This is a genomic window from Desulfonatronum thiosulfatophilum (assembly GCF_900104215.1).
Lineage (GTDB): Bacteria > Desulfobacterota > Desulfovibrionia > Desulfovibrionales > Desulfonatronaceae > Desulfonatronum > Desulfonatronum thiosulfatophilum.
Genome location: NZ_FMXO01000008.1, coordinates 20951 through 40501, shown reverse-complemented (window position 1 = coordinate 40501; position 19551 = coordinate 20951). Strand labels below are relative to the sequence as shown.

At 57.6% G+C, this 19551-nt stretch carries 18 protein-coding genes; 9 read left to right on the top strand and 9 right to left on the bottom strand.

Translation table 11 applies throughout. The features are described 5' to 3' along the window. Positions 1-112 precede the first annotated feature (112 nt). A complete protein-coding gene (locus BLP93_RS07760) occupies positions 113-862 on the top strand; it encodes a MotA/TolQ/ExbB proton channel family protein (RefSeq protein WP_092119590.1) in 750 nt (249 codons plus the stop codon). Positions 863-1023: 161 nt separating this feature from the next. On the opposite strand, the gene BLP93_RS07755 is transcribed toward BLP93_RS07760, so the two are convergent. The 5 genes from BLP93_RS07755 to BLP93_RS07740 all read right to left on the bottom strand — a co-directional run bounded on the left by BLP93_RS07755 (position 1024) and on the right by BLP93_RS07740 (position 6302). Then, positions 1024-1452, bottom strand: a complete 429-nt coding sequence (locus BLP93_RS07755) for an acyl-CoA thioesterase (RefSeq protein ID WP_092119587.1) — start codon at positions 1450-1452, stop codon at positions 1024-1026. Between the two features lie 259 nt (positions 1453-1711). Further along, complete coding sequence (locus BLP93_RS17545) at positions 1712-1840, bottom strand: hypothetical protein (protein ID WP_279615054.1); 129 nt, start codon at positions 1838-1840, stop codon at positions 1712-1714. A 6-nt stretch (positions 1841-1846) separates the two neighbouring features. Beyond that, entirely contained in the window at positions 1847-2788 is a 942-nt protein-coding gene (locus tag BLP93_RS07750; RefSeq protein WP_208596591.1) for a UDP-glucose 4-epimerase family protein, read from the bottom strand. A 23-nt stretch (positions 2789-2811) separates the two neighbouring features. Further along, positions 2812-4674, bottom strand: coding sequence for a RiPP maturation radical SAM C-methyltransferase (locus BLP93_RS07745; protein WP_092119581.1), 1863 nt, complete (start codon positions 4672-4674; stop codon positions 2812-2814). Positions 4675-4745: 71 nt separating this feature from the next. Then, positions 4746-6302, bottom strand: coding sequence for a leucyl aminopeptidase (locus BLP93_RS07740; protein ID WP_092119578.1), 1557 nt, complete (start codon positions 6300-6302; stop codon positions 4746-4748). 564 nt (positions 6303-6866) lie between these two features. Between BLP93_RS07740 and BLP93_RS07735 the strand changes: the two genes are divergently transcribed. The 4 genes from BLP93_RS07735 to BLP93_RS07720 all read left to right on the top strand — a co-directional run bounded on the left by BLP93_RS07735 (position 6867) and on the right by BLP93_RS07720 (position 10764). Next, entirely contained in the window at positions 6867-7871 is a 1005-nt protein-coding gene (locus BLP93_RS07735) for a hydrogenase small subunit (protein WP_092119575.1), read from the top strand. Between the two features lie 2 nt (positions 7872-7873). Then, on the top strand, positions 7874-9574 hold the full coding sequence (locus BLP93_RS07730) for a nickel-dependent hydrogenase large subunit (RefSeq protein ID WP_092119573.1): 1701 nt from the start codon (positions 7874-7876) through the stop codon (positions 9572-9574). 176 nt (positions 9575-9750) lie between these two features. Then, a complete protein-coding gene (locus BLP93_RS07725; protein WP_139162950.1) occupies positions 9751-10284 on the top strand; it encodes a hypothetical protein in 534 nt (177 codons plus the stop codon). 9 nt (positions 10285-10293) lie between these two features. Then, positions 10294-10764, top strand: coding sequence for an HAD family hydrolase (locus BLP93_RS07720; RefSeq protein ID WP_092119567.1), 471 nt, complete (start codon positions 10294-10296; stop codon positions 10762-10764). 55 nt (positions 10765-10819) lie between these two features. On the opposite strand, the gene BLP93_RS07715 is transcribed toward BLP93_RS07720, so the two are convergent. Then, positions 10820-12523: a potassium channel family protein gene (locus BLP93_RS07715; RefSeq protein ID WP_092119565.1), complete on the bottom strand. Its 1704-nt coding sequence runs from the start codon at positions 12521-12523 to the stop codon at positions 10820-10822. 328 nt (positions 12524-12851) lie between these two features. Here BLP93_RS07715 and ahbC point away from each other — a divergent pair, with 328 nt between their 5' ends. From ahbC to ahbA, 4 genes are all read left to right on the top strand, one after another. Continuing rightward, positions 12852-14045: a 12,18-didecarboxysiroheme deacetylase gene (gene ahbC / locus BLP93_RS07710; RefSeq protein ID WP_092119562.1), complete on the top strand. Its 1194-nt coding sequence runs from the start codon at positions 12852-12854 to the stop codon at positions 14043-14045. 74 nt (positions 14046-14119) lie between these two features. After that, the gene (gene hemB, locus BLP93_RS07705) at positions 14120-15091 is read left to right on the top strand and encodes a porphobilinogen synthase (RefSeq protein WP_092119559.1); all 972 of its coding nucleotides are present in this window, start codon (positions 14120-14122) and stop codon (positions 15089-15091) included. Between the two features lie 69 nt (positions 15092-15160). Beyond that, complete coding sequence (gene ahbD, locus BLP93_RS07700; RefSeq protein ID WP_092119556.1) at positions 15161-16399, top strand: heme b synthase; 1239 nt, start codon at positions 15161-15163, stop codon at positions 16397-16399. Between the two features lie 3 nt (positions 16400-16402). Next, positions 16403-16864: a siroheme decarboxylase subunit alpha gene (gene ahbA / locus BLP93_RS07695; RefSeq protein ID WP_092119553.1), complete on the top strand. Its 462-nt coding sequence runs from the start codon at positions 16403-16405 to the stop codon at positions 16862-16864. Between the two features lie 120 nt (positions 16865-16984). Here the strand turns inward: ahbA and BLP93_RS07690 are convergent, their stop codons facing one another. The 3 genes from BLP93_RS07690 to BLP93_RS07680 are packed head-to-tail and all read right to left on the bottom strand — an operon-like array spanning position 16985 to position 19288. Beyond that, on the bottom strand, positions 16985-17224 hold the full coding sequence (locus tag BLP93_RS07690; RefSeq protein ID WP_092119550.1) for a hypothetical protein: 240 nt from the start codon (positions 17222-17224) through the stop codon (positions 16985-16987). Positions 17225-17240: 16 nt separating this feature from the next. Continuing rightward, positions 17241-18089 carry a DUF3108 domain-containing protein gene (locus tag BLP93_RS07685; protein ID WP_092119547.1) on the bottom strand — a complete coding sequence of 283 codons (849 nt, stop codon included), beginning with the start codon at positions 18087-18089 and terminating at the stop codon, positions 17241-17243. After that, positions 18086-19288 carry a DNA polymerase IV gene (locus BLP93_RS07680; protein ID WP_092119544.1) on the bottom strand — a complete coding sequence of 401 codons (1203 nt, stop codon included), beginning with the start codon at positions 19286-19288 and terminating at the stop codon, positions 18086-18088. Before BLP93_RS07680 ends, BLP93_RS07685 begins: the two co-directional genes overlap by 4 nt. Between the last annotated feature and the right edge of the window lie 263 nt (positions 19289-19551).

The window sequence follows — 19551 nt, the reverse complement described above, 5'->3', positions numbered from 1 at the left end:
TGATTGATTTCCATAAGCTTGACCGGTAAGTTCGCCGCAAAGTCCAGCGCGGACATGCACATGCTGACTCCACCTGATGGTACACCTTATCCCCTTTTGAGAGTCCCCACCAATGCCCGGCACGAATTACCTGCAGATATTTCTCAACGCATCACTCATTATTCAGGTAATGTACATCCTTCTGGCGGCCATGTCCGTGATCTGCTGGGGGTTGGCGTTTGCCAAATTGATGCAGTTCCGGCGGTTGCTCAAGATTGTTGCCGAAGATACGGAGTCACTGCAAGAGGCCAAGGAGCTCCAGACCGCATTTCTGAATCTGACCCCCACTCCCGGCGCCGTCACCCGAAAGGTCGCGCAAGCCGGGTATGACGAGTACCAGGAACTGCGGGGTCTGAGTCTGCCGCAAGGGGAACGGACGCAAATCATCCTGGACAACTTGCGGCACACGCTCCGGGATGAGGTGGGACGTCAGGCGGGAAAATCTTTCAGGCCTACCGCGTTTCTGGGCGTCTGCGCCAATGCGGCACCCTTGATGGGCCTGTTCGGGACGGTATGGGGCATATTCCACTCGTTCCAGGGCTTCGGAAACATGAGTCGCGCCGCCAACCTGATGGTCGTGGGGCAGGGGCTGGGCGAAGCTTTGGGTACGACAATTGTCGGCTTGCTGGTGGCCATTCCGGCGACCCTCTTCTACAACTACTTTCTGAGCCGTCTGGGAGAACTGCAACGCAACCTAACCTACTTTGCCCAACTGCTTCTGAAACTCATCAAAGCCGACCTCCATCAACAGCAGGTTCGAGAGCTCCAGGCACGGCGCACGGCGACCACACTCGTGAAAAGCCGCCCGGCTGGAGACTCCTAACCGCCTCCACTCTCACAGCCTGTATCCTCCCGAACATCAATACGTCATGCAAATTCAGACAAAGTTTTTCTGAAGATCTTTCCAATTACATCATGCCTGCGATGGCGGGCATCCAGGCAATGCTTGCCACATTTCTTTTGAATAGTTACCGCAAGCCAAGCCTACTGCCGTGCAATTGCTCCCAAAAAATGTTTTTTGAGGATGGCGTCCACTTCCTTGGGAATTTCGGGTTTGCCCTGCTGGTTCAGAGCGGTCGCGGTTATCTTGGCCTTGAGGATCAGCTTGTCGTCCGAGAGGCGATGTATCTCTTGGTAAAACACCATGCGCAGCCGTGTTTCCTTGATCAGGTTCAGGCCGACGACAAAGGCATCGCCGCTGGTCAGGGCGCTTTTATAGTCAATTTCCGCCCGAACCACGACAAAATAGATGCCCATCAAGGTGTAGCTTTTGAAGTCAATGCCCACCTTTTTCATGCACTCGTGCCGGGCGTGTTCCAGATAATTCTGGTACACGGCATTGTTCACGATCCCTTGCATGTCGCATTCGTAATCCCGCACGGCCATTTCCAGCGTGAAATCGTATGGTTTCATTATGTTTCCTTGTCAAATTGCAACTATTCAGCATGATTAAAAAACAACTTGGATACCGACTTTCGCCGGTAAGACTGAAAATGATCCTTAAGCTAAGTCATTCCGGCAAAGCCGGAATCCAGTGCTGACGATAGACCAGGATGTGCTGAATAGTTACGTTAGATTTCCGTTTATCTCGAGGAAAAAGTAATTGTTCCGTTATGCTGCCGAGGGTGGTCAGGCCTCCGGCCGGGATACTGGCGAATGATGCAGGGAGCGTTCACTGAAATCGTCCAGAATGCAGATCCGGATGCGTGAGGACGCCCAGACAGGCGGTCAACCCGGCACTGACGCCGAAAGCGATCAGCAGAAGCAGGGCAAGATGGAGATGTTCGGCGGCCGGGAACATGCTGGATTAGTTCGAACAGGAATCCATGTACCACCGAACCATGTCATTCAGTCCGTCGTGCAGGCTTTTGGAGGGGGACCAGCCCATTTCGCGCTGGATCTTGCCCGCATCCACCTCCAGGGAACCGGTCAGGCGGCGGAATTCCGATTTGCGTTTGATGACCTTGGCTGCCAGTTCCATCAAGGGCACCGGCACGGCGAACTGGCGAACCTGACGGCCCATGGCCTTGGCTAAAGTGCGGACAAGTTCCGGAGAAGAAATCGATTCCGAATCCGAAACGAGATAGGTTCCGGTTGCGGGATGGGCAACGCACAGGCATAGAGCGGAACATAAATTGTCCACCCCGATCAGGCTGCGCTTGTTCACCACCGCCCCCAGGGGAAATGGGCGATTCTGTTGAATGCCCTGCAGCAGGCGCAAGAGATTGCCCTTCACCCCGGGGCCGTGCACGAGAGGCGGACGCAACACCGTCGTTTCCAGCCCGGTCTCTGCGGCCACCTCGGCCAGGGCCTGTTCGGCCTCCCATTTGGTGATCCCATAGGGGTCCTCCGGGTTGGACGGATCGTCTTCGGTAAAGGGTCGGCCATGGGTTTCTTCGCCGTTGACCTTGACCGAACTGACGAAAACGAGGCGGCGAACTCCACGTTTCGCGGCCTGTCGGGCCAGGTTCTCCGTGCCTTCCAAGTTGACGCGGCGATAGGCGCTGAACGCCTGGGCCCGGTCCCCGGTCATGTGAGCCCGCCCCGCCAGGTGCACGACGATTTCCATCTCCGGCAAAGCCTCAGACCAATCGGTTTGTCCGTCGATCTCGCCCACCGCGACCTGATCGGTCCCGCCCTCGGCGCGAACGGCCTCCCGTACCACATGGCCCTGCGCACGCAGCGCGGGACAAAGAGCCCGTCCCACGAATCCGTTGGCGCCGGTAACAAGTATTTTAAAAGTATCCAAAGCAATCCTCAACGTGAATGATATTACGGCACTTCGAACAAAGGGCTTTCTGCCCCGCGTTCCAAAGGCACGGCCAGACTGAGAAATCGATCACCTTCCTCGAACATCAGGCGCTTGTCCAGCATCATGCGCAGAAAATTTTCCAGCTTGTCCGCCGGCAACCGGGGAAACCGGGCCTGGATTTGCTCCCGGGATCGACTGGTGCGGCAGAACAGATAGACCTGGCGCGAGGCCTGGGGCAGGCGGTGAACCGCGCTTGTGCCATGGGCCTTTCTCTGGGTGATGATCAGGAAGTCCCTGCCGTCCTGATATCCCAGAACCGGTTCCGGATCAGGTCCGCGCATCAGCATGTCGTACTCCCTGCTCCATTGCTGCACCCTGGCCGCCACGGGCGCCCACATCCTGCGCTGCGCTCCCCGACTTCCGGAGTAGCCCTGGATCATCAGCCGCATGCCCTCGATCACGGACGCCGGGAACAGGGCGCTCCAGCGCGGATCATTGCCCGTCAGCCGGATGCCGTATTGATCGGGCCGTTGAAACACCGGGCTCTCCAGGCCCAGCCAGAAGGAAACCGGCTTCAGGGGGCGAAAATGCGCGGCATATTCCAGATTGTCCAGGGTCTCCCGGATCTCCTCAGCGGTGCTGCCGGGAAAACTCATCAAAAGATTGCCGCCGTGATGCATGCCCAGAGCTTCGCAATGGCGCATCATCTCGATATTGTCCAGTGCGCTGGAGCCCTTGTTCATCCTGGCCAGCAGCCTGCTGCTCAGCGCCTCGACGCCCACCTGCAGCTCCCGCATCCCGACCCGGCGCATGGCCGCCAGCATGTTCGCGGGCGTATCCGCGCGGATCTCTCCGAACAGCCGGTACTGCTTTCCGCTGTCGGCCAGGGAGACGAACAGCTCCCCTGCTCCCTTGCGCGGCAGCAGATTGTCCATGAAGGAGAAGGCCAGCACCTTGTGCCGGTCGCTCAGGTGTTCGATCTCCGCGACGATTTTTCCCGCCGACTTGGCGCGATATCCCCGCCACTGCAGATTCAGGTTGCAGAAAGCGCAGCCCCGTGCCGACGAGTCATCAACGGTTTTTTGCCACCAGCAGCCCCTGGAGGCTTCCACCGGCAGCACGGGGAAGAAACGCTTCTCCCGCGCCAGGCTTTGGAGCAACGCGAAATATTCGTCGAAATCCGGCGCGGGCAGGCTGTCCAGATCCTGAATCTGACAAACCTGGTGATGTTCAAGGGGACTTTCGTCCGGTGCCGCACCGTTGCGGCACACGGCATCCGCCAAATCGGCCAGAGCCGTCTCGCCCTCTCCGCGGATCAAGTGATTGATTTCCGGAAACAGACCGGTCAGGGTTTCAAAAGATTCCCCGGAAAAGGTGGAGCCGCCCACCACCACGGTCAGGGCCGGAAAACGCGCCTTGATGCGACGGATCAGGTACAGGGAAGCGGTCAACTGACAAAGGGAGACGCTGAACCCGGCCAGACCATGGTCACCCCAGCAAATGCCGTCGATGAAGCGATCACAGGCATCTTCCAGAGCAGAGGTCAATAACGGCAGTCCAGCCTGGCGCACCACCCTACTCTGCCGGCTTTCCCGCGCGAAAAGCTGCTCGATGCGGGGAGCCTGCTCCGGAAACAGCAGCGCCGCGGCAACGCATTCCGCGATCCAGGTCCGCTCCGAAACGGCTTGATACAAAGGATAACCGATATGCGCCGCGGCCTGGAGATGAAAATGCTCGGCCCGAACGGGCAGGTCCGGAAAGCATTGCCGCAGATGGGCTTTGAGCGCCCCGAGCTGGATGGAAGGCCTGTTGTACAGCGCCCAGGGCGCGGAGACGAGAATCAGGGGCCGCATGACCGCGACCTTAGCTTTCACCTCCTTCATGTTGCAAGCATCTTGCGGTCCTCACCAAAAATTCTAGCGATGCAAGGCAAACGGAATTTCACCGGACAAAGTTAACTCCGCTCTCCATCGTCGATAAAATTCTCGGGCCACTCCTGAACCAGTTCCAGCAGCGTTCGCACGCCGAAGCCGGTGCCGCCGGAAATGCCCAAGTCTGTTTTCTTCTTTGAATAGGCCGGACCGGCAATGTCCACGTGAATCCAAGGCGTGTTCTTCGGAACGAAGCGCTGCAGGAACATGGCCGCATGGATGGCGCCGCCCTCCCGGCTGCCGACGTTCTTCAGATCCGCCACTTCACTCTTGAGTTCCTCCTGATATCCTTCCCATAACGGCATGGGCCAGCAGGGTTCGCCGACCCGCTCTCCGATTTCGCGGATCAGGGCGGAGAGAGACTTCTGGGGGGTGAATGCTCCGGCGATCTGCGGTCCCAGGGCCACGACCATGGCGCCGGTCAGAGTGGCCAAGTCCACAATGCCGTGCGGATCGTATTTTCCGGCATAGCTCAACACATCACACAGCAGCAGCCGCCCCTCGGCATCCGTGTTCACGATCTCCACGCTCTTGCCGGAAAAGGTCTTGACCACCTCTCCGGGTTTGATGGCCCGTGAACCAGTGAGGTTTTCCGTACATGGAATGATCCCCACCACGCGCCGCCGGGACTTCAATTGCCCGTAGGCCTCAAAAAAACCGATCACCGCGGCGGCCCCGGCCATATCGCCCTTCATCTCCTCCATGCCCTGGCTGGGTTTGAGGGAAATGCCGCCGGTGTCGAAAGTGATGCCCTTGCCGATGACCACCAGGGGCTTGTCCGCTTCCGCGGCTTCAGTCCGGCTTTGGCTTTCTGCTCCCTGGTCCGGATGCGTATCCAGGATGATCAACCGGGCTTGTTCCCGTCTGGCCTGAAAAACAGCCGCAAAAGCACCCATGCCCAGGGCCTCGATTTCATCCGCCTCGAGCACCTCGATCCCGAAATCATGGCGCTTTGCCGTTTCCCGGGCCGCTGTCGCCAGATACTCCGGCGTAGCCAGATTGGAAGGCATGTTCACTAGGTCGCGGGTCAGACGCAGCCCCATCCCGACAGCCCTGGCCTTGTCCATGGATCCGCGAAGATTCGCTTCTGATTCGGCCGCTGCAATGAGTCGAAATTCCGTGGGATTCTTTTTCGGGCCGTTGTCATTGGTCTTCAGCCTTTCGAATTTGTAGGCTGCCGTTTCGACGGCACATATCGCCTCTTCCACAGCCAGGGTCGCTTCCAGCCCTGTGTCGGCCAGAACGGCAACATCCAGGCCAAGACACTTTAATTCCAGATCCGCGGCGCAGCCCATGGCCGCGGCAACGGCCTGACGCAGTTCCCGAACCATGAATACATCACGCTTGCCCAATCCCACCAGAATCACCATCGGACTTTCGGTGCCCGTCGGAGAAAAAAAATAACGCACGGATTTCTTGCGCCCGGAAAAACCGATCAACAATGGATTCTCAGCCAGCCACGCGCCCTTTTCGCCCAACCAGGTCTTGAACGCGGGCATCATCTCGCCTTCCTTTTCAAAAGCAAAAAAAACAAGCGCCTCACAATTGTGGACGCCTTGTACGTGCAATGTAATTTCCATTTCGTCTCCTCGTCGTATTCGGTCAATATTGTAGTCAAACAAATAATATTCGCTGAAAGATATCCCAATAGCAATCCCCTGCCCCGAACACGGTTACGCCCCCCCAACTGCCCGGAACACTGCGGGGACCTCTGATTGGTGCGGTGTTCGGTCCGGTTCTACAGAAATCCTCTATCAAGGTCATGGGAATGCATTCATTTAATCTATTTGACATTTCAGCGTGAAATAAGTTTAACCAGAAACAATATTTACGCAGAAAATGGCACAAGTGGAGTATTACGCGAAATCATCTTGTCACTTGTTACAAATTTAACAAGTCCAAACTTATGGCCTCATATTTCAAATCATTGAAGTCCTCAAAAAGATAACCTTGCCATCAGGGCGGGACCACTCCCAACCTGGATCAATTGTTGGAAGGATGTCCCATCTCGAGTCGTACTGCTGGATCATTTAGGCGAATGCCTCGCAGTGTTCGTAAACTCATATATTTGCTCCAAGAGATCGTCATTTATCAATACAGGAATTGGAGTGAGACTCGATCAACTCTTTAGACGGAGGTAAATTATGAAAATCAGTGTCGGCTTGGCAAAGGAAGGAGCCGTTGAACGGCTCGAAAACCGCGGCGTGAATCGGCGAGATTTCATGAAGTTTTGCGCTACTGTCGCTGCGGTCATGGGCATGGAGGCCTCGTTTGCCAAGCAGGTGGCGGCGGCGCTCACCAATCCTCGCAGGCCATCCGTGGTCTACTTCCATTTTGCGGAATGCACCGGTTGCTCCATGGCCGTGGTTCGTACGGTCAACCCCTATATCGACGAACTGCTCCTGGACACCATCTCGATGGATTATCATGAAACATTGATGGCCGCGGCCGGCGACGCAGCGGAAGACGCCCTGCATCAGGCCGTAACCTCGCCCCATGGATTCATCGCCGTAGTCGAAGGCGCCATCCCCACCAAGGACAATGGAGTCTATGGCATGGTCGGCGGACATACCATGCTGGAGATGGCCGAGAAATATCTGCCCAAGGCCAAGGCCGTGATCGCCATCGGCGCATGCGCGAACTTCGGCGGCATCCAGGCGGCTCACCCCAATCCCACTGAGTCCATGGGCGTAAACGAACTGATGAAACACCTCAACCTGCCGGTGCAGGCAATCAACGTGGCCGGCTGTCCGCCCAACCCTTACAACTTCGTCGGCACTGTGGTCCATTTGCTGACCGAAGGCATGCCGGCGCTGGATTCCCTGAACCGTCCGCGAATGTTCTTCGGCGAATCCGTTCACGAACTGTGCGAACGTCTGGACCACTTCTACAACTACGAGTTCGCCATGTCCTTTGATTCCGAAGAGGCGCGAAACGGTTGGTGTCTGTACGAAGTAGGCTGCAAGGGTCCGGATACGTACAACAACTGCCCCAAGATCAAATTCAACGAGACGAACTGGCCCGTGGAAGCCGGTCACCCGTGCATCGGTTGCAGCGAGCCGAAGTTCTGGGATCAATTGAGCCCATTCTATGAGCCGACTTTTAGCTTCGTCTCTGATAATTCAAACAACAAAAGAGGGAGGTCATAAATATGTCAGGCTGTAAGCCACAAGCCGCGCCGGTTGTTGCGGCAACACCCCAAAGCACCTATTCCGGACCCATTGTCGTTGATCCCTTGACCCGAATCGAGGGACATTTGCGTCTGGAAGTGGAAGTCGACAACGGCAAGGTCGTGAATGCCCGTTCCAGCTCCCAGTTGTACCGCGGACTGGAAACCATCCTTAAAGGACGCGACCCTCGAGACGCGCAGCACTTCACGCAGCGCGCCTGCGGCGTCTGCACCTACACCCATGCCCTGGCATCCGTCCGCTGCCTGGATGATGCCGTGGGCGTGGAAATCCCGGACAATGCCAGGCTCATCCGGAATCTGGTGCTCGCATCCCAGTTCATGGTCGACCATCTCATCCATTTCTATGTCCTGCATGCCCTGGACTGGGTGGATGTGACCAGTGCCTTGCAAGCTGATCCGATCCAGGCCGCCAAGATCGCCAACAACATCTCCCCCCGCCCCACTTCCGCCGACGACCTCAAGGCCGTGCAGACCAGACTGGCGGCTTTCGTCGAACAGGGACAACTCGGAATCTTCACCAATGCCGACTTCCTGGGCGGCCACCCGGCCTACTATCTCCCGCCCGAGGTGAATCTCATCGGCACGGCCCATTATCTGGAAGCATTGGGTTTTCAGATCAAGGCTTCCCGCGCCATGGCCGTATTCGGCGGGAAGGTACCGCACACCCAGTTCACCATCAGCGGCGGCGTGACCTGTTACGATGCCCTGCGGCCGGAACGCCTTGAGGAATACCGCGGCCTGTACCGGGAGACCCGCCAGTTCATCGAACAGGTCTATATCCCGGACTTGTTGGCCATTGCCTCCTATTACAAGGACTGGGCCGGCATCGGCGGATGCACGAACTACCTGAGCTTTGGTGAGTTCCCGAAGAACGAACGGGATCTGGAAAGTCGTTGGCTGCCTCCGGGGGTGATCATGAACCGCGACCTGGCCAACGTTCAGAAGGTTGATCCGAACGCCATCTATGAACATGTGGCCGCCAGCTGGTACGAAGGCACGCAGGCACGCCATCCGTACGACGGCGTAACCGAACCCAAGTATACCAGTCTGGACGACAAGCAGCGCTATTCCTGGTCGAAAGCACCCCGTTACATGGACGAACCCATGGAAGTCGGCCCCCTGGCCTCCGTGCTTGTGGCTTACGCCAAGGGACATCCGGAGACAAAGGCCGCCGTGGACATGGTCCTCAACCATCTCGGCGTGGGCCCCGAGGCTCTGCATTCCACCCTGGGTCGGACCGCGGCCCGCGGCATCAAGGCTCTGACCGTTGCCCAGAAGAACGAAGACTGGCTGGATGAACTGGTGGAAAATGTGAAGAGCGGCAACACCAAGCTCGTCGTAGATCATGAAATGCCGGATGAAGCTGAAGGCGTCGGTTTTGCGGATGTTTCCCGCGGCGCCCTGAGCCACTGGATCAAGATCAAGGGCGGCAAGATCGAGAACTTCCAACTGGTGGTGCCATCCACCTGGAACCTGGGACCGCGTTGCGACAAGGGCAAGCTCGGACCGGTGGAAGAGGCGCTGATCGACACGCCCATCGCCGACCCGAAGCGCCCCGTGGAACTCTTGCGCACCGTGCACTCCTTCGATCCCTGCATCGCCTGCGGCGTGCACGTCATCGACTCCAGGACCAACCAGGTTCATGAGTTCAAGATCCTGTAGGCACTACCACGTCATGAGCCGTGTTCCGGAATTCGACCCGGCATATCACGTATGAAAGCGGAGGGATCTCATCGATCCCTCCGTCCTCTAATATCGCTTATCGTCTGGATGACCGACCTAGACATCGTTTATATTGATTGTGAACCATTTGTGTTCTTGTAGTGGAGGGTATGAGCATGGCGGCCATTGTGTACGATCCGGTACAGTTTCACAAGAAAATGAACAAAATGCGCAAGGCCGGAGGTAGGGCCGGCATTGCCGTGCGTCAGGCCGAGGCCGTCATCCAGGAATTGGCGGACAGCGATCAAATGGATCAGAGACTGTGCAGCAAACTGACCCAATACGGGGACGCCAGGATCCAAAACTGCTTCAAGTTCAATCTGGTCAGCGGATACCGGCTGGTGCTGACAAAAAAGGAAGGCTTGTTCGTCATCCTGTTTCTGGGTACGCACAACGAAACGGATCACTGGATCAGAAACAATGCCGGGATCCGGCCGGATCTCGCCGCGGGGGAGGTTGTTCCGGCCTTGGAGCCGGCCGCGGAACGGCTTTCGGAATCGTCAATATGCGAAAATCATGAGAAACCGGATTTCATGCATGACATCGACAAGCCGCTGCACGAATTTATCGACCAGAAAACTCTCCAGGAAATTTTTCGAGGCATTTGCAATCAGCCGAGAAAATCATTGAACCTTGAACAATGCCTTTAAGAAAACATCATGCTGAGCATAGACATCCCCGGCTGGAAAACACTCCACCTTGACCACCTGTTTCTGGACTACAACGGAACCCTGGCCCTGGACGGAAAAGTTCTGCCCGGAGTCCGGGAACGGTTGCAGGAACTGGCCGTATCCCTGGAAATCCATGTCCTCACGGCGGACACCTTCGGCAGCGTGCGGGAAGAGTTGGGGGAAACGCCTTGTGATTTGCTGATCATTCCGGACATGGATCAGGCCAAGGCAAAGGCGGATTATCTGGAATCGTTCAAACCGTCCGGCAGCGTGGCCGTGGGCAACGGGCGCAATGACGCCTTGATGCTGCAAAAGGCCGCCTTGGGCATCGCCCTGCTCCAGGACGAAGGATCGGCCACGCAGACCCTGAACGCGGCGGATGTTGTGTGCCGTTCCATCCTCGACGCCCTGGATCTTCTCCGCAAACCTCTCCGCCTGACGGCGACATTGCGCGACTAGAAGCGACTCCTGCACCGGGTTGGTACTGGTTGACGAGCCGGGGTTCGCATTGTGGTCAATCCTTTTTCTTGTTGTACAAATCCATGAAACAGAGTTCCGACTCCGCATCGCCGATCAATATCAGTTCGGAGTCTTTCGCGATGGAGCTGCCTGGAGCGGGATTGACGTCCAGCTTGCCCTGTCGGCCGATGGCGATCACGTTGCAGCCGGTTTCTTGACGGATCCGGCTTTGCTCCAGCGTCTTTCCGGTCAATTGCCTGGGAACCGGGGTCTTGAAGATGTTCAATCCCTCGGAAACCATCAATGTATTGTCCTGAAGCAGGTAGTTGGTGATGCTGGTTCTTCCGAGGGAGGCATAGGACATCACCAGGTCGGCGCCTGCACGGTGCAGTTTGGAAATGTTGCGATCCAGCGTGGCCCGGGTGATGATCTGGATATCCGGCCGCAGACGACGACAGTAGATGGTCAGATAAATGTTCATGTCGTCGTCGTGGGTGGTCACGATGACTGAGGGGGCCGTATCGATGCCCGCCTTGCGCAGGGTATCCAGGTCCGCCGCACTGCCATGGATGTACTCTTCCGAACCGCTTCGCACGGCGCGGATATTCTTCTCCACGATCCGGTAGTTCACGTCCCGCGATTTCAGAGTATCCGCGGCGGCCCGCCCGACCCTGCCTCCGCCGAGAATCAGCACCTGGGCCTCGCTTTTCCAGTTTCCTCCGAATATTTCGTCATACACGGCCAGCTGTTGTTCCGAACCGGCCAGCACAAGCACTGTGGAAGATGTAATCAGGGTATCCGGGGTCGGCACCTTGAAACGGCCGCGTTCCCATACTCCGGCAACGGTGATTCCGGTCAGTTCCCGCAGTCGGCTCTCCAGAATGGTTTTTCCTTCCAGGGAACTGCGCATGGCCGGAACTTCGGCAATCAGCAGTTCATCGAACCTGCCGATGATGTTCGCCTGCATGCTCACGCCAAGCACTCTGCGCGCCAGGGATTGACCAAGCATTTTGGTGAACTGATAGACTTGCGAACTGCCAGCCAGTTGCAGGATGTCCACGGAATCCTCGTCCGAGGCGTTGGTCACGATGGGAGTTTCACAGAACTCGCGCAGGGTGTAGACGATATTGGTGTTGATTTTGTCCTCGCTGTTGTTCACAACGACCAGAGCGGCCTTGTCAACCTGAATCCGTTTGTAGGTTTCGCCGTCGTCCAGGTCGCCGTGGACGACCTTGTAACCCTGATCTTGCAGAGCCATTGCAAGTGGTTGATCTCCGACGACCAGAAAAGAATCCCGCTGATGCTGCTTGAGCTTGTGCGGCAGGCTCAGGCAAACGGCATCCGTGCCGACGATGATCACGTGATCTTCCGTCTCCTTGGGCAGTGAACGAATTGTGCGCGATTTGGCGTAGGATTCCAGCCACGGCGCATAGAAAAACTGAATAAAGGTGAACGGAAGCATCACCAGAAGAAACACAACCCCGGAGAGCAGGACCGTCACCGAAAAGAGCATCCCCAGATCAGTATGAAAAACGATGTCCCCAAAGCCCAGCGTGGACATCGTTACCAGGGTCCAGTAGACGCCGGTCACCCAGGAGTAGTTTCGACCTTCATAATGCACCATGATCACATGAAAAAGGATCGTGTAGGTTGTCACCAGCAAAATGAGAACCAGCAGGAACTTTACCAGAACCCGCAAATCTCTTTTCGCCGGCTTCGTGTTCAGCAAGGTGAGCAGTTGAGAGGGGAGATATTTCATCCGGGGTAAACCATCCAGGGAGTATGTTTGGGGTTCGAGATGTTACAAATCAGAAAGCGACTATTTCACTCGAGGCCGACTTGGGTTTATTTTATGCAGCCTCACACTCATTCGGAGCATTGAACCGTTGCGCGGACTATCGCCGCAGTTGCATATAAAATATTCGATCTCATGTCCGGAATGCGACAGCGAAATTTCTCAACTCCCCCAAACCTTGTCAAGGCGACGACTCGAGCTTATCTCCAGCAAGATTTGAGCTTTGCCTTCCGGAAAAATTTGACATACATATACCTCCTTTTTGCACTCAATTTATGAACATGAGGAAAACATGATCGGCATATCCAAACTTTACTGCGGTACCATCGAACCCTCCGACGCCCTGCGCTACGGTCGGCATTCCGGCAAGCTGCCGTCGCATCTACTCCAGTTTTCCCAGGACAAGAAACCGGTCGTGGTCTGGAACATGACCAGGCGTTGCAACCTCAAGTGCGTGCACTGCTATGCCAAGGCGGTGGACCCGGACGGAGTGGATGAAATCTCCACGGCCCAGGCCAAGACCATGATTGACGACCTGGCGGCCTTTGGTTCGCCGGTCATGCTTTTCTCCGGCGGCGAACCTCTGGTCCGCAAGGATCTGGTCGAACTGGCCCATTATGCCGTATCCAAGGACATGCGCGCCGTCATCTCCACCAACGGCACCCTGATCACGAAGCAAAAGGCCCGCGAACTCAAGGAAGTCGGCCTTTCCTATGTTGGTATTTCGCTGGACGGCGGCGAAGCGGTGCACGACAGCTTTCGGGCCGTGCCGGGCTCCTTCAAGAAGGCCCTGGAAGGCATTGCCAACTGTCAGGCCGAGGGCCTCAAGGTCGGACTACGCTTCACCATCAACAAGCGCAACGTGGATGAAGTTCCGGTGCTGTTCGATCTGGTCCGCGACCTGGAAATTCCCCGGATCTGCTTCTACCATCTGGTCTATTCCGGACGCGGCTCGGACCTGATCAACGAGGACCTGGATCACGAGCAGACCCGCGCCGTGGTCAACCAGATCATTGACCAGACCAAAGCCATGTTCGACGCCGGCTTGCCCAAGGAAGTCCTCACCGTGGACAATCATGCCGACGGCCCCTTGATCTATCTGCGCCTGCTCCAGGAAGACCCCAAGCGGGCCGAAGAGGTCCGGGAACTGCTTTCCTTCAACGAAGGCAACAACTCCGGGCGAGGCATCGGCTGCATTTCCTGGGACGGTCAGGTTCATGCGGACCAGTTCTGGCGCAACCACACCTTCGGCAACGTCCTGGAGCGCCCCTTTTCGGAAATCTGGATGGACCCGAACATTGAACTCCTGGCCAAACTCAAGGACAAGAAGGCCCACGTCACCGGACGCTGCGGCGAATGTCGCTTCCTGAGCGTCTGCGGCGGCAACTTCCGCGCCCGCTCCGAAGCTTTCCACGGCGACATCTGGGCCCCGGACCCGGCCTGCTACCTCACGGACGAGGAAATCTCAGGCCCTGCGATCGCGTGAGCCGGAACCGCAAGAACGCAATCCTTGCTGTTTGTCCCGAGATGAAACCCACGATCCCAACAACCGAGCATACAATGACCTTCCACCGTGGACGCCGCCTGCGGCGCACCGCAACATTGCGCGGTCTTGTCCGAGAGACGGCCGTCTCCCGTCATGATCTGATCCAGCCGTATTTTGTCGTGGATATTGACGACTCGAATTTCGTCAAGCCCATCGGCGCAATGCCCGGACAGAACCAGCTTGGCCTGAACAAGCTGGTGGAGCGCGTCGGGCGGGCCGTGGACCTGGGGCTTGCGGCCTGCATACTTTTCGGCATCCCCAAGACCAAGGACGCTACGGGCTCTCAGGGGTGGGCGGAAAACGGCATTGTCCAGCGGGCCGTTTCCGCGCTGAAACGTTCCTATCCGGACCTGTGCGTGATCACGGATGTCTGCCTTTGCGAATACACCGACCACGGACACTGCGGCCTGATCTCCGGGGAAGAGGTGCTCAACGATCCGACTCTGGACCTGCTGGCCAAGGTCGCCTTGTCCCATGCCCGGGCCGGAGCGGACATCGTTGCCCCATCGGACATGATGGACGGCCGGGTGGGAGCCATTCGCGACGCTCTGGACGGCCAGGGATTCACGCATCTGCCGATCATGAGCTATGCCGTGAAATACGCATCCGGCTTCTACGGCCCCTTTCGGGAGGCCGCGGAGAGCCCGCCCCAGTTCGGCGACCGCAAGACCTACCAGATGGATCCGGCCAACCGCCGCGAAGCCTTCCGGGAAGCCCAGGCCGATCTTGACGAGGGGGCCGACATGCTGATGGTCAAGCCGGCTCTGCCCTACCTGGACATTCTCCGTGACCTGCGCGAAACCACCGACGTTCCGCTGGCCGCCTACCAGGTCAGCGGCGAGTACGCCATGATCAAGGCCGCGGCCCTGAACGGCTGGATCGATGAGAAGACCGTGGTCCTGGAAACCCTGACCGGCATCAAACGCGCCGGCGCGGATCTGATCCTGACCTACTTCACCGAGAACGTGCTGGAATGGCTGGAGTGAGCGGCATCCCGCGCCCGCCGGTCCTTCCCGCGCAGTTTCGTTAACCTTCATTTTTTCTACCCGTACATTATGCACCCAGAATCCAAAGCTCCCCAGTCCGGACCGCCACATCATCATGAACGATCACTGGACGGTTCTCAAACAACTCAGGGATCAGGCCATCCCACGGAACGCCCTTCAGGACATCCGGGCAACCTGCCCATTGGCCATCCCCATGGCCATCCCGGTGCGCCTAAGACCTTGGACGACGGCTCTCCCCTCTGCCGCCTGATTGCCTGGGAGGTGACACGCTCCTGCAACCTGGCCTGCAAGCATTGCCGGGCCGAGGCGCACATGGAGCCTTACCCGGGGGAGTTCTCCACCGAGGAAGCCAAGGCGCTGATCGATACCTTTCCCGAAGTGGGCGACCCGATCATTATTTTCACCGGCGGCGAGCCTCTACTGAGGAAGGATATTTTCGAGCTGGTGCGCTATGCCGACGCCAAGGGTCTGCGCTGCGTTATGGCGCCCAACGGAACCCTGGTCACCGCGGAAACGGCGCGCCTGATGAAGGATTCCGGCATCCAGCGGGCCAGCATCTCCCTGGACGGCCCGGACGCCGCCAGCCATGACGCATTCCGCGGCGTGGAAGGCGCATTCGACGCGGCCATGCGGGGCATCGAGCATTTGAAGTCCGTGGATCTGCCCTTCCAGATCAACACCACCGTGACCCGGAACAACCTGGGCCAGTTCAAGGAGATCTTCCACCTCGCCGAAAAGCTGGGTGCCGTTGCCTGGCACATCTTTTTGCTCGTTCCAACGGGCCGGGGCGCGAATCTGGGCCGGGAAGTGATCACCGGTGAGGAATACGAGGAGGTCCTGAACTGGTTTTACGATTTCCGCAAGACCACCAAGATGCAGCTCAAGGCCACCTGCGCCCCGCATTACCTGCGCATCCTGCGCCAACGGGCCAAGGAGGAAGGCATACCGGTGACCATGGACAATTTCGGCCTGGACGCGGTCAGCCGGGGCTGTCTCGGCGGAACGGGATTCTGCTTCATCTCCCATACCGGCCAGGTCCAGCCCTGCGGCTATCTGGAATTGGATTGCGGACAGGTACGGAACACGCCGTTTCCGGAAATCTGGAAGAAATCGAAGCAGTTTTTGGAATTTCGCGATCAGAAAAGCTATCAGGGCAAGTGCGGGGTCTGTGAATACCACAAGGTCTGCGCGGGCTGCCGGGCTCGGGCCATGACCATGAACGGTCACTATCTTGCCGAAGAACCCTTGTGCACCTACCAGCCCCAAAAATTAAGGAAAGCGGATTAAGCCATGGACGCCGTCGACAAGAAAATTCTGGACCTGATTCAGACCGATTTTCCCATTGATTCCCGCCCCTACGCCCGGATCGGCGAACGCTTCGGATTGACGGAGGCCGAGGCCTTGGCCAGGGTCCGGGCATTGAAAGGCAAGGGCATCATCCGCCGCATCGGAGCAAATTTCCAGTCCCGCAAGCTGGGCTGGACCAGCACCCTCTGCGCGGCCCGGGTTCCGGAGGACAAGCTGGATCTCTTCACCGCCGAGGTCAACCGCCATCCCGGCGTGACCCACAACTATCTGCGCCAGCACATGTACAACGTCTGGTTCACGATGATCGCGCCCAGCGTGGAAAAGGTCCGCGAGACCCTGGCAGAGATCACGGCCAAAACCGGGATCAAAATCCTGAATCTGCCGGCCGTGAAGACCTTCAAGATCAAGGTGGACTTTCCCATGTCCCGCAAGGACCAGGAATAGCACCTCGCTCAAGATTTAAAACCCGCCATGGGACCGCCGCACCCCGGTGCGGCACGAAACCAGGGCAAGAAGAAATTTACCGATCATAAAAAATCGGTTGACTGTTCCGGGAGTCCAGGATCACTTCCGCGGATTTACGGCGTTCCCATTCTCCGGCTGCTGGGCCAGACAGTCCAGGATCTCCACAGTTGCGTCCAGTAGCTCTGGAGGGATGTCATCGAAGTCTTCCGACCAATTCTCCTGGCTTTCCTTCGGCCGCAGCCCGTCCGTTCCCTCCTCGTCCGCCTGCCCTGCATGCAAAGTACGTCCTTTGTCAGGATCGACAGCGGGCCTGATCCCGGAATACCCTTTCAACGTCATATTCCATCTCTCCAAATCAAGTTTCAAGATCGAGTTCGGCCGTGAAGTAGCCGACGACAACCTTGCTGCGCACCCGCACCGGTAACCGTGATTCATCGGCAGTTACCCAGATTTGCAGCGCGGCATCCGGACTCTTCTGAAAAACTCCGCCCAGGTCCTTCAGGTCCGGCTCCACGATGAAACAATCAAAAACCCGCCCTTCGATGCTGATTTCCTCCCTGGCAACCACTTTCGCCACTCCATGAACCAGTTTCTTGCCGTCTGAAACCGGAACGCTCAGCTCCGCGCCCACATGCAACGGCCGCGAGCGGAAGACATAAAAAATCGACAGCGGATCAAATGTTCCATTCACCAGCTCAGCGCCATCCCTGGTCCGGCCGTTCTCGGTGACTTGAGCCACCCCACGGGTCCAGTTGAAGTGCACGTCCACATTGCGACGTCGCGACCGTTCTTCCTCGCGCTTGTTGAAATTAAGGGAGCGGCTCATGTCGATATCCGTGAAGGAGTCGATGTGGTTGCGGTAGCGGTAGAAATAGTCGGCAAACGAATTGGTTCTGGTGGTCATCACGAAATGATGCGCCAGTCGTCCGTCCAGCTCCACCATGGGATGCACTTCCAGGGTGGCATGGGCCGCCGGAATGACGCCCCAGCGTACGTTGTACCGCAGAACTTCTCCGGGCGAGAAAGAGAATTCAATATGCTCCTCGCCTTGCGCCGCGTCGGATTCCATCCGGAACAGGCCAAGTCCCGCCAGGCAGACCACAACGAACAGGACAAAGGACCAGAATGGTCGCATGGAAATCCGTCGCTGTATTACCGAAATTACCGTATTGCGCAACAAAGTGCTCTTGACGTGATTGATCATGACTTTCTCCGAAAATCAAAAATTCGCCCGCGAACCATGGCATTCTGCCCGAACTTGTCCCGTATGGCGTCCAAGGTCCGATCCAGGGTTTCGTCCACTCGGGCTTTTGGAGCCTGAAACAGAGGAAGCTGGCATGGACCGTTGGAAAAGTTGGAAACGCTTACCCCGATCAGACGGACCTTGCGTACCAATTCCTCGCTTTCCAGCAGGGATGCCGCGGTCTCGAAAATCACCCGTGTGGCATTGGTCGCCTCGCCAAGGGTTCTGGCGCGGGTGATCGACTTGAAATCATTGTACTTGAGCTTCAGGGTCACAGTCCGTCCCTTGTGGTTGTCTCGGCGCAAGCGCCGCCCTACGCGCTCGGCTTGGTCCAGAAGCCAGCGCTTTAGCTCCTCCCGGTCGTCGGTATCCTCGGCAAATGTGTTTTCTGCCCCCTCGCTCTTTGCCTCATACTCGCGGACCACTCTTCGAGGATCAATCCCCCGGGCACGGTCGAACAGCTGTTCGCCCCACTTCCCGAAGCGCTGTCGCCAAAACTCCTCGGAAAACCGTTGCGCATCCCCGGCTGTACGTATCCGGAAGACCGCAAGTTTCTCCACGGCCCGCGGCCCCACGCCGGGAATTTTGGAAATCGGCAGCTCACTCAGAAACGCCTGGACCTGATCCGGCCGGATGATGAACAACCCGTCCGGCTTGTCCTGGTCCGAGGCGATCTTGGCCAGGAACTTGACCGGAGCCATACCCACGGAACACCGCAACCCGGTGGCCTCCAACACCGCCAGCTTCAGAGCCGTTCCAAGCTGCTCGGGAGGACCGAAGATCCGCTCCTGACCACTGACATCCAAATAGGCCTCATCCACGGAAGCCTGTTCCACCAGCGGCGAAAACCGCTCCAGAACCGCCATCACATCACGGGACGCTTCGCCATAGCGCCGCATGCGGCCCGGCACGAAGACGCCGTGCGGACAGAGACGTTTGGCCTTGAACATGGGCATGGCGGAATGCACGCCGTAACGCCGGGCTTCGTAACTGCACGCCGAAACCACCCCCCGCTCAGAACCGCCGACAATCACGGGCTTTCCACGTAATTCCGGAAAATCCAGCTGTTCCACGGAAGCAAAAAATGCATCCATGTCCACGTGCAGGATCAAAGCGGAATGAGTGGGTAGAAAAATGTTAGAAGGAGTCTGCAAGGGCATTCAGGAATTCGCAACACGGATGGTGAATGAGCCACGTCTCTAAAACGCGTACTCCAATATAATAGGTCCTTCTCCTCGCCGCTGCAACCACATGTCTGAAGGCAGTCCAACCACTCATGTTACGCAACGCGTTCTCAAAAAAAGTCCAGCTCAGGCAGCCGGAACTTCCCCGAAAACGACAAATACCGATCCAATCTCATCAATGTTTGGCAAGCCAAAAAAGAAGGCGACCCTGGTGGGTCGCCTTCATCTCCTGGAATCAG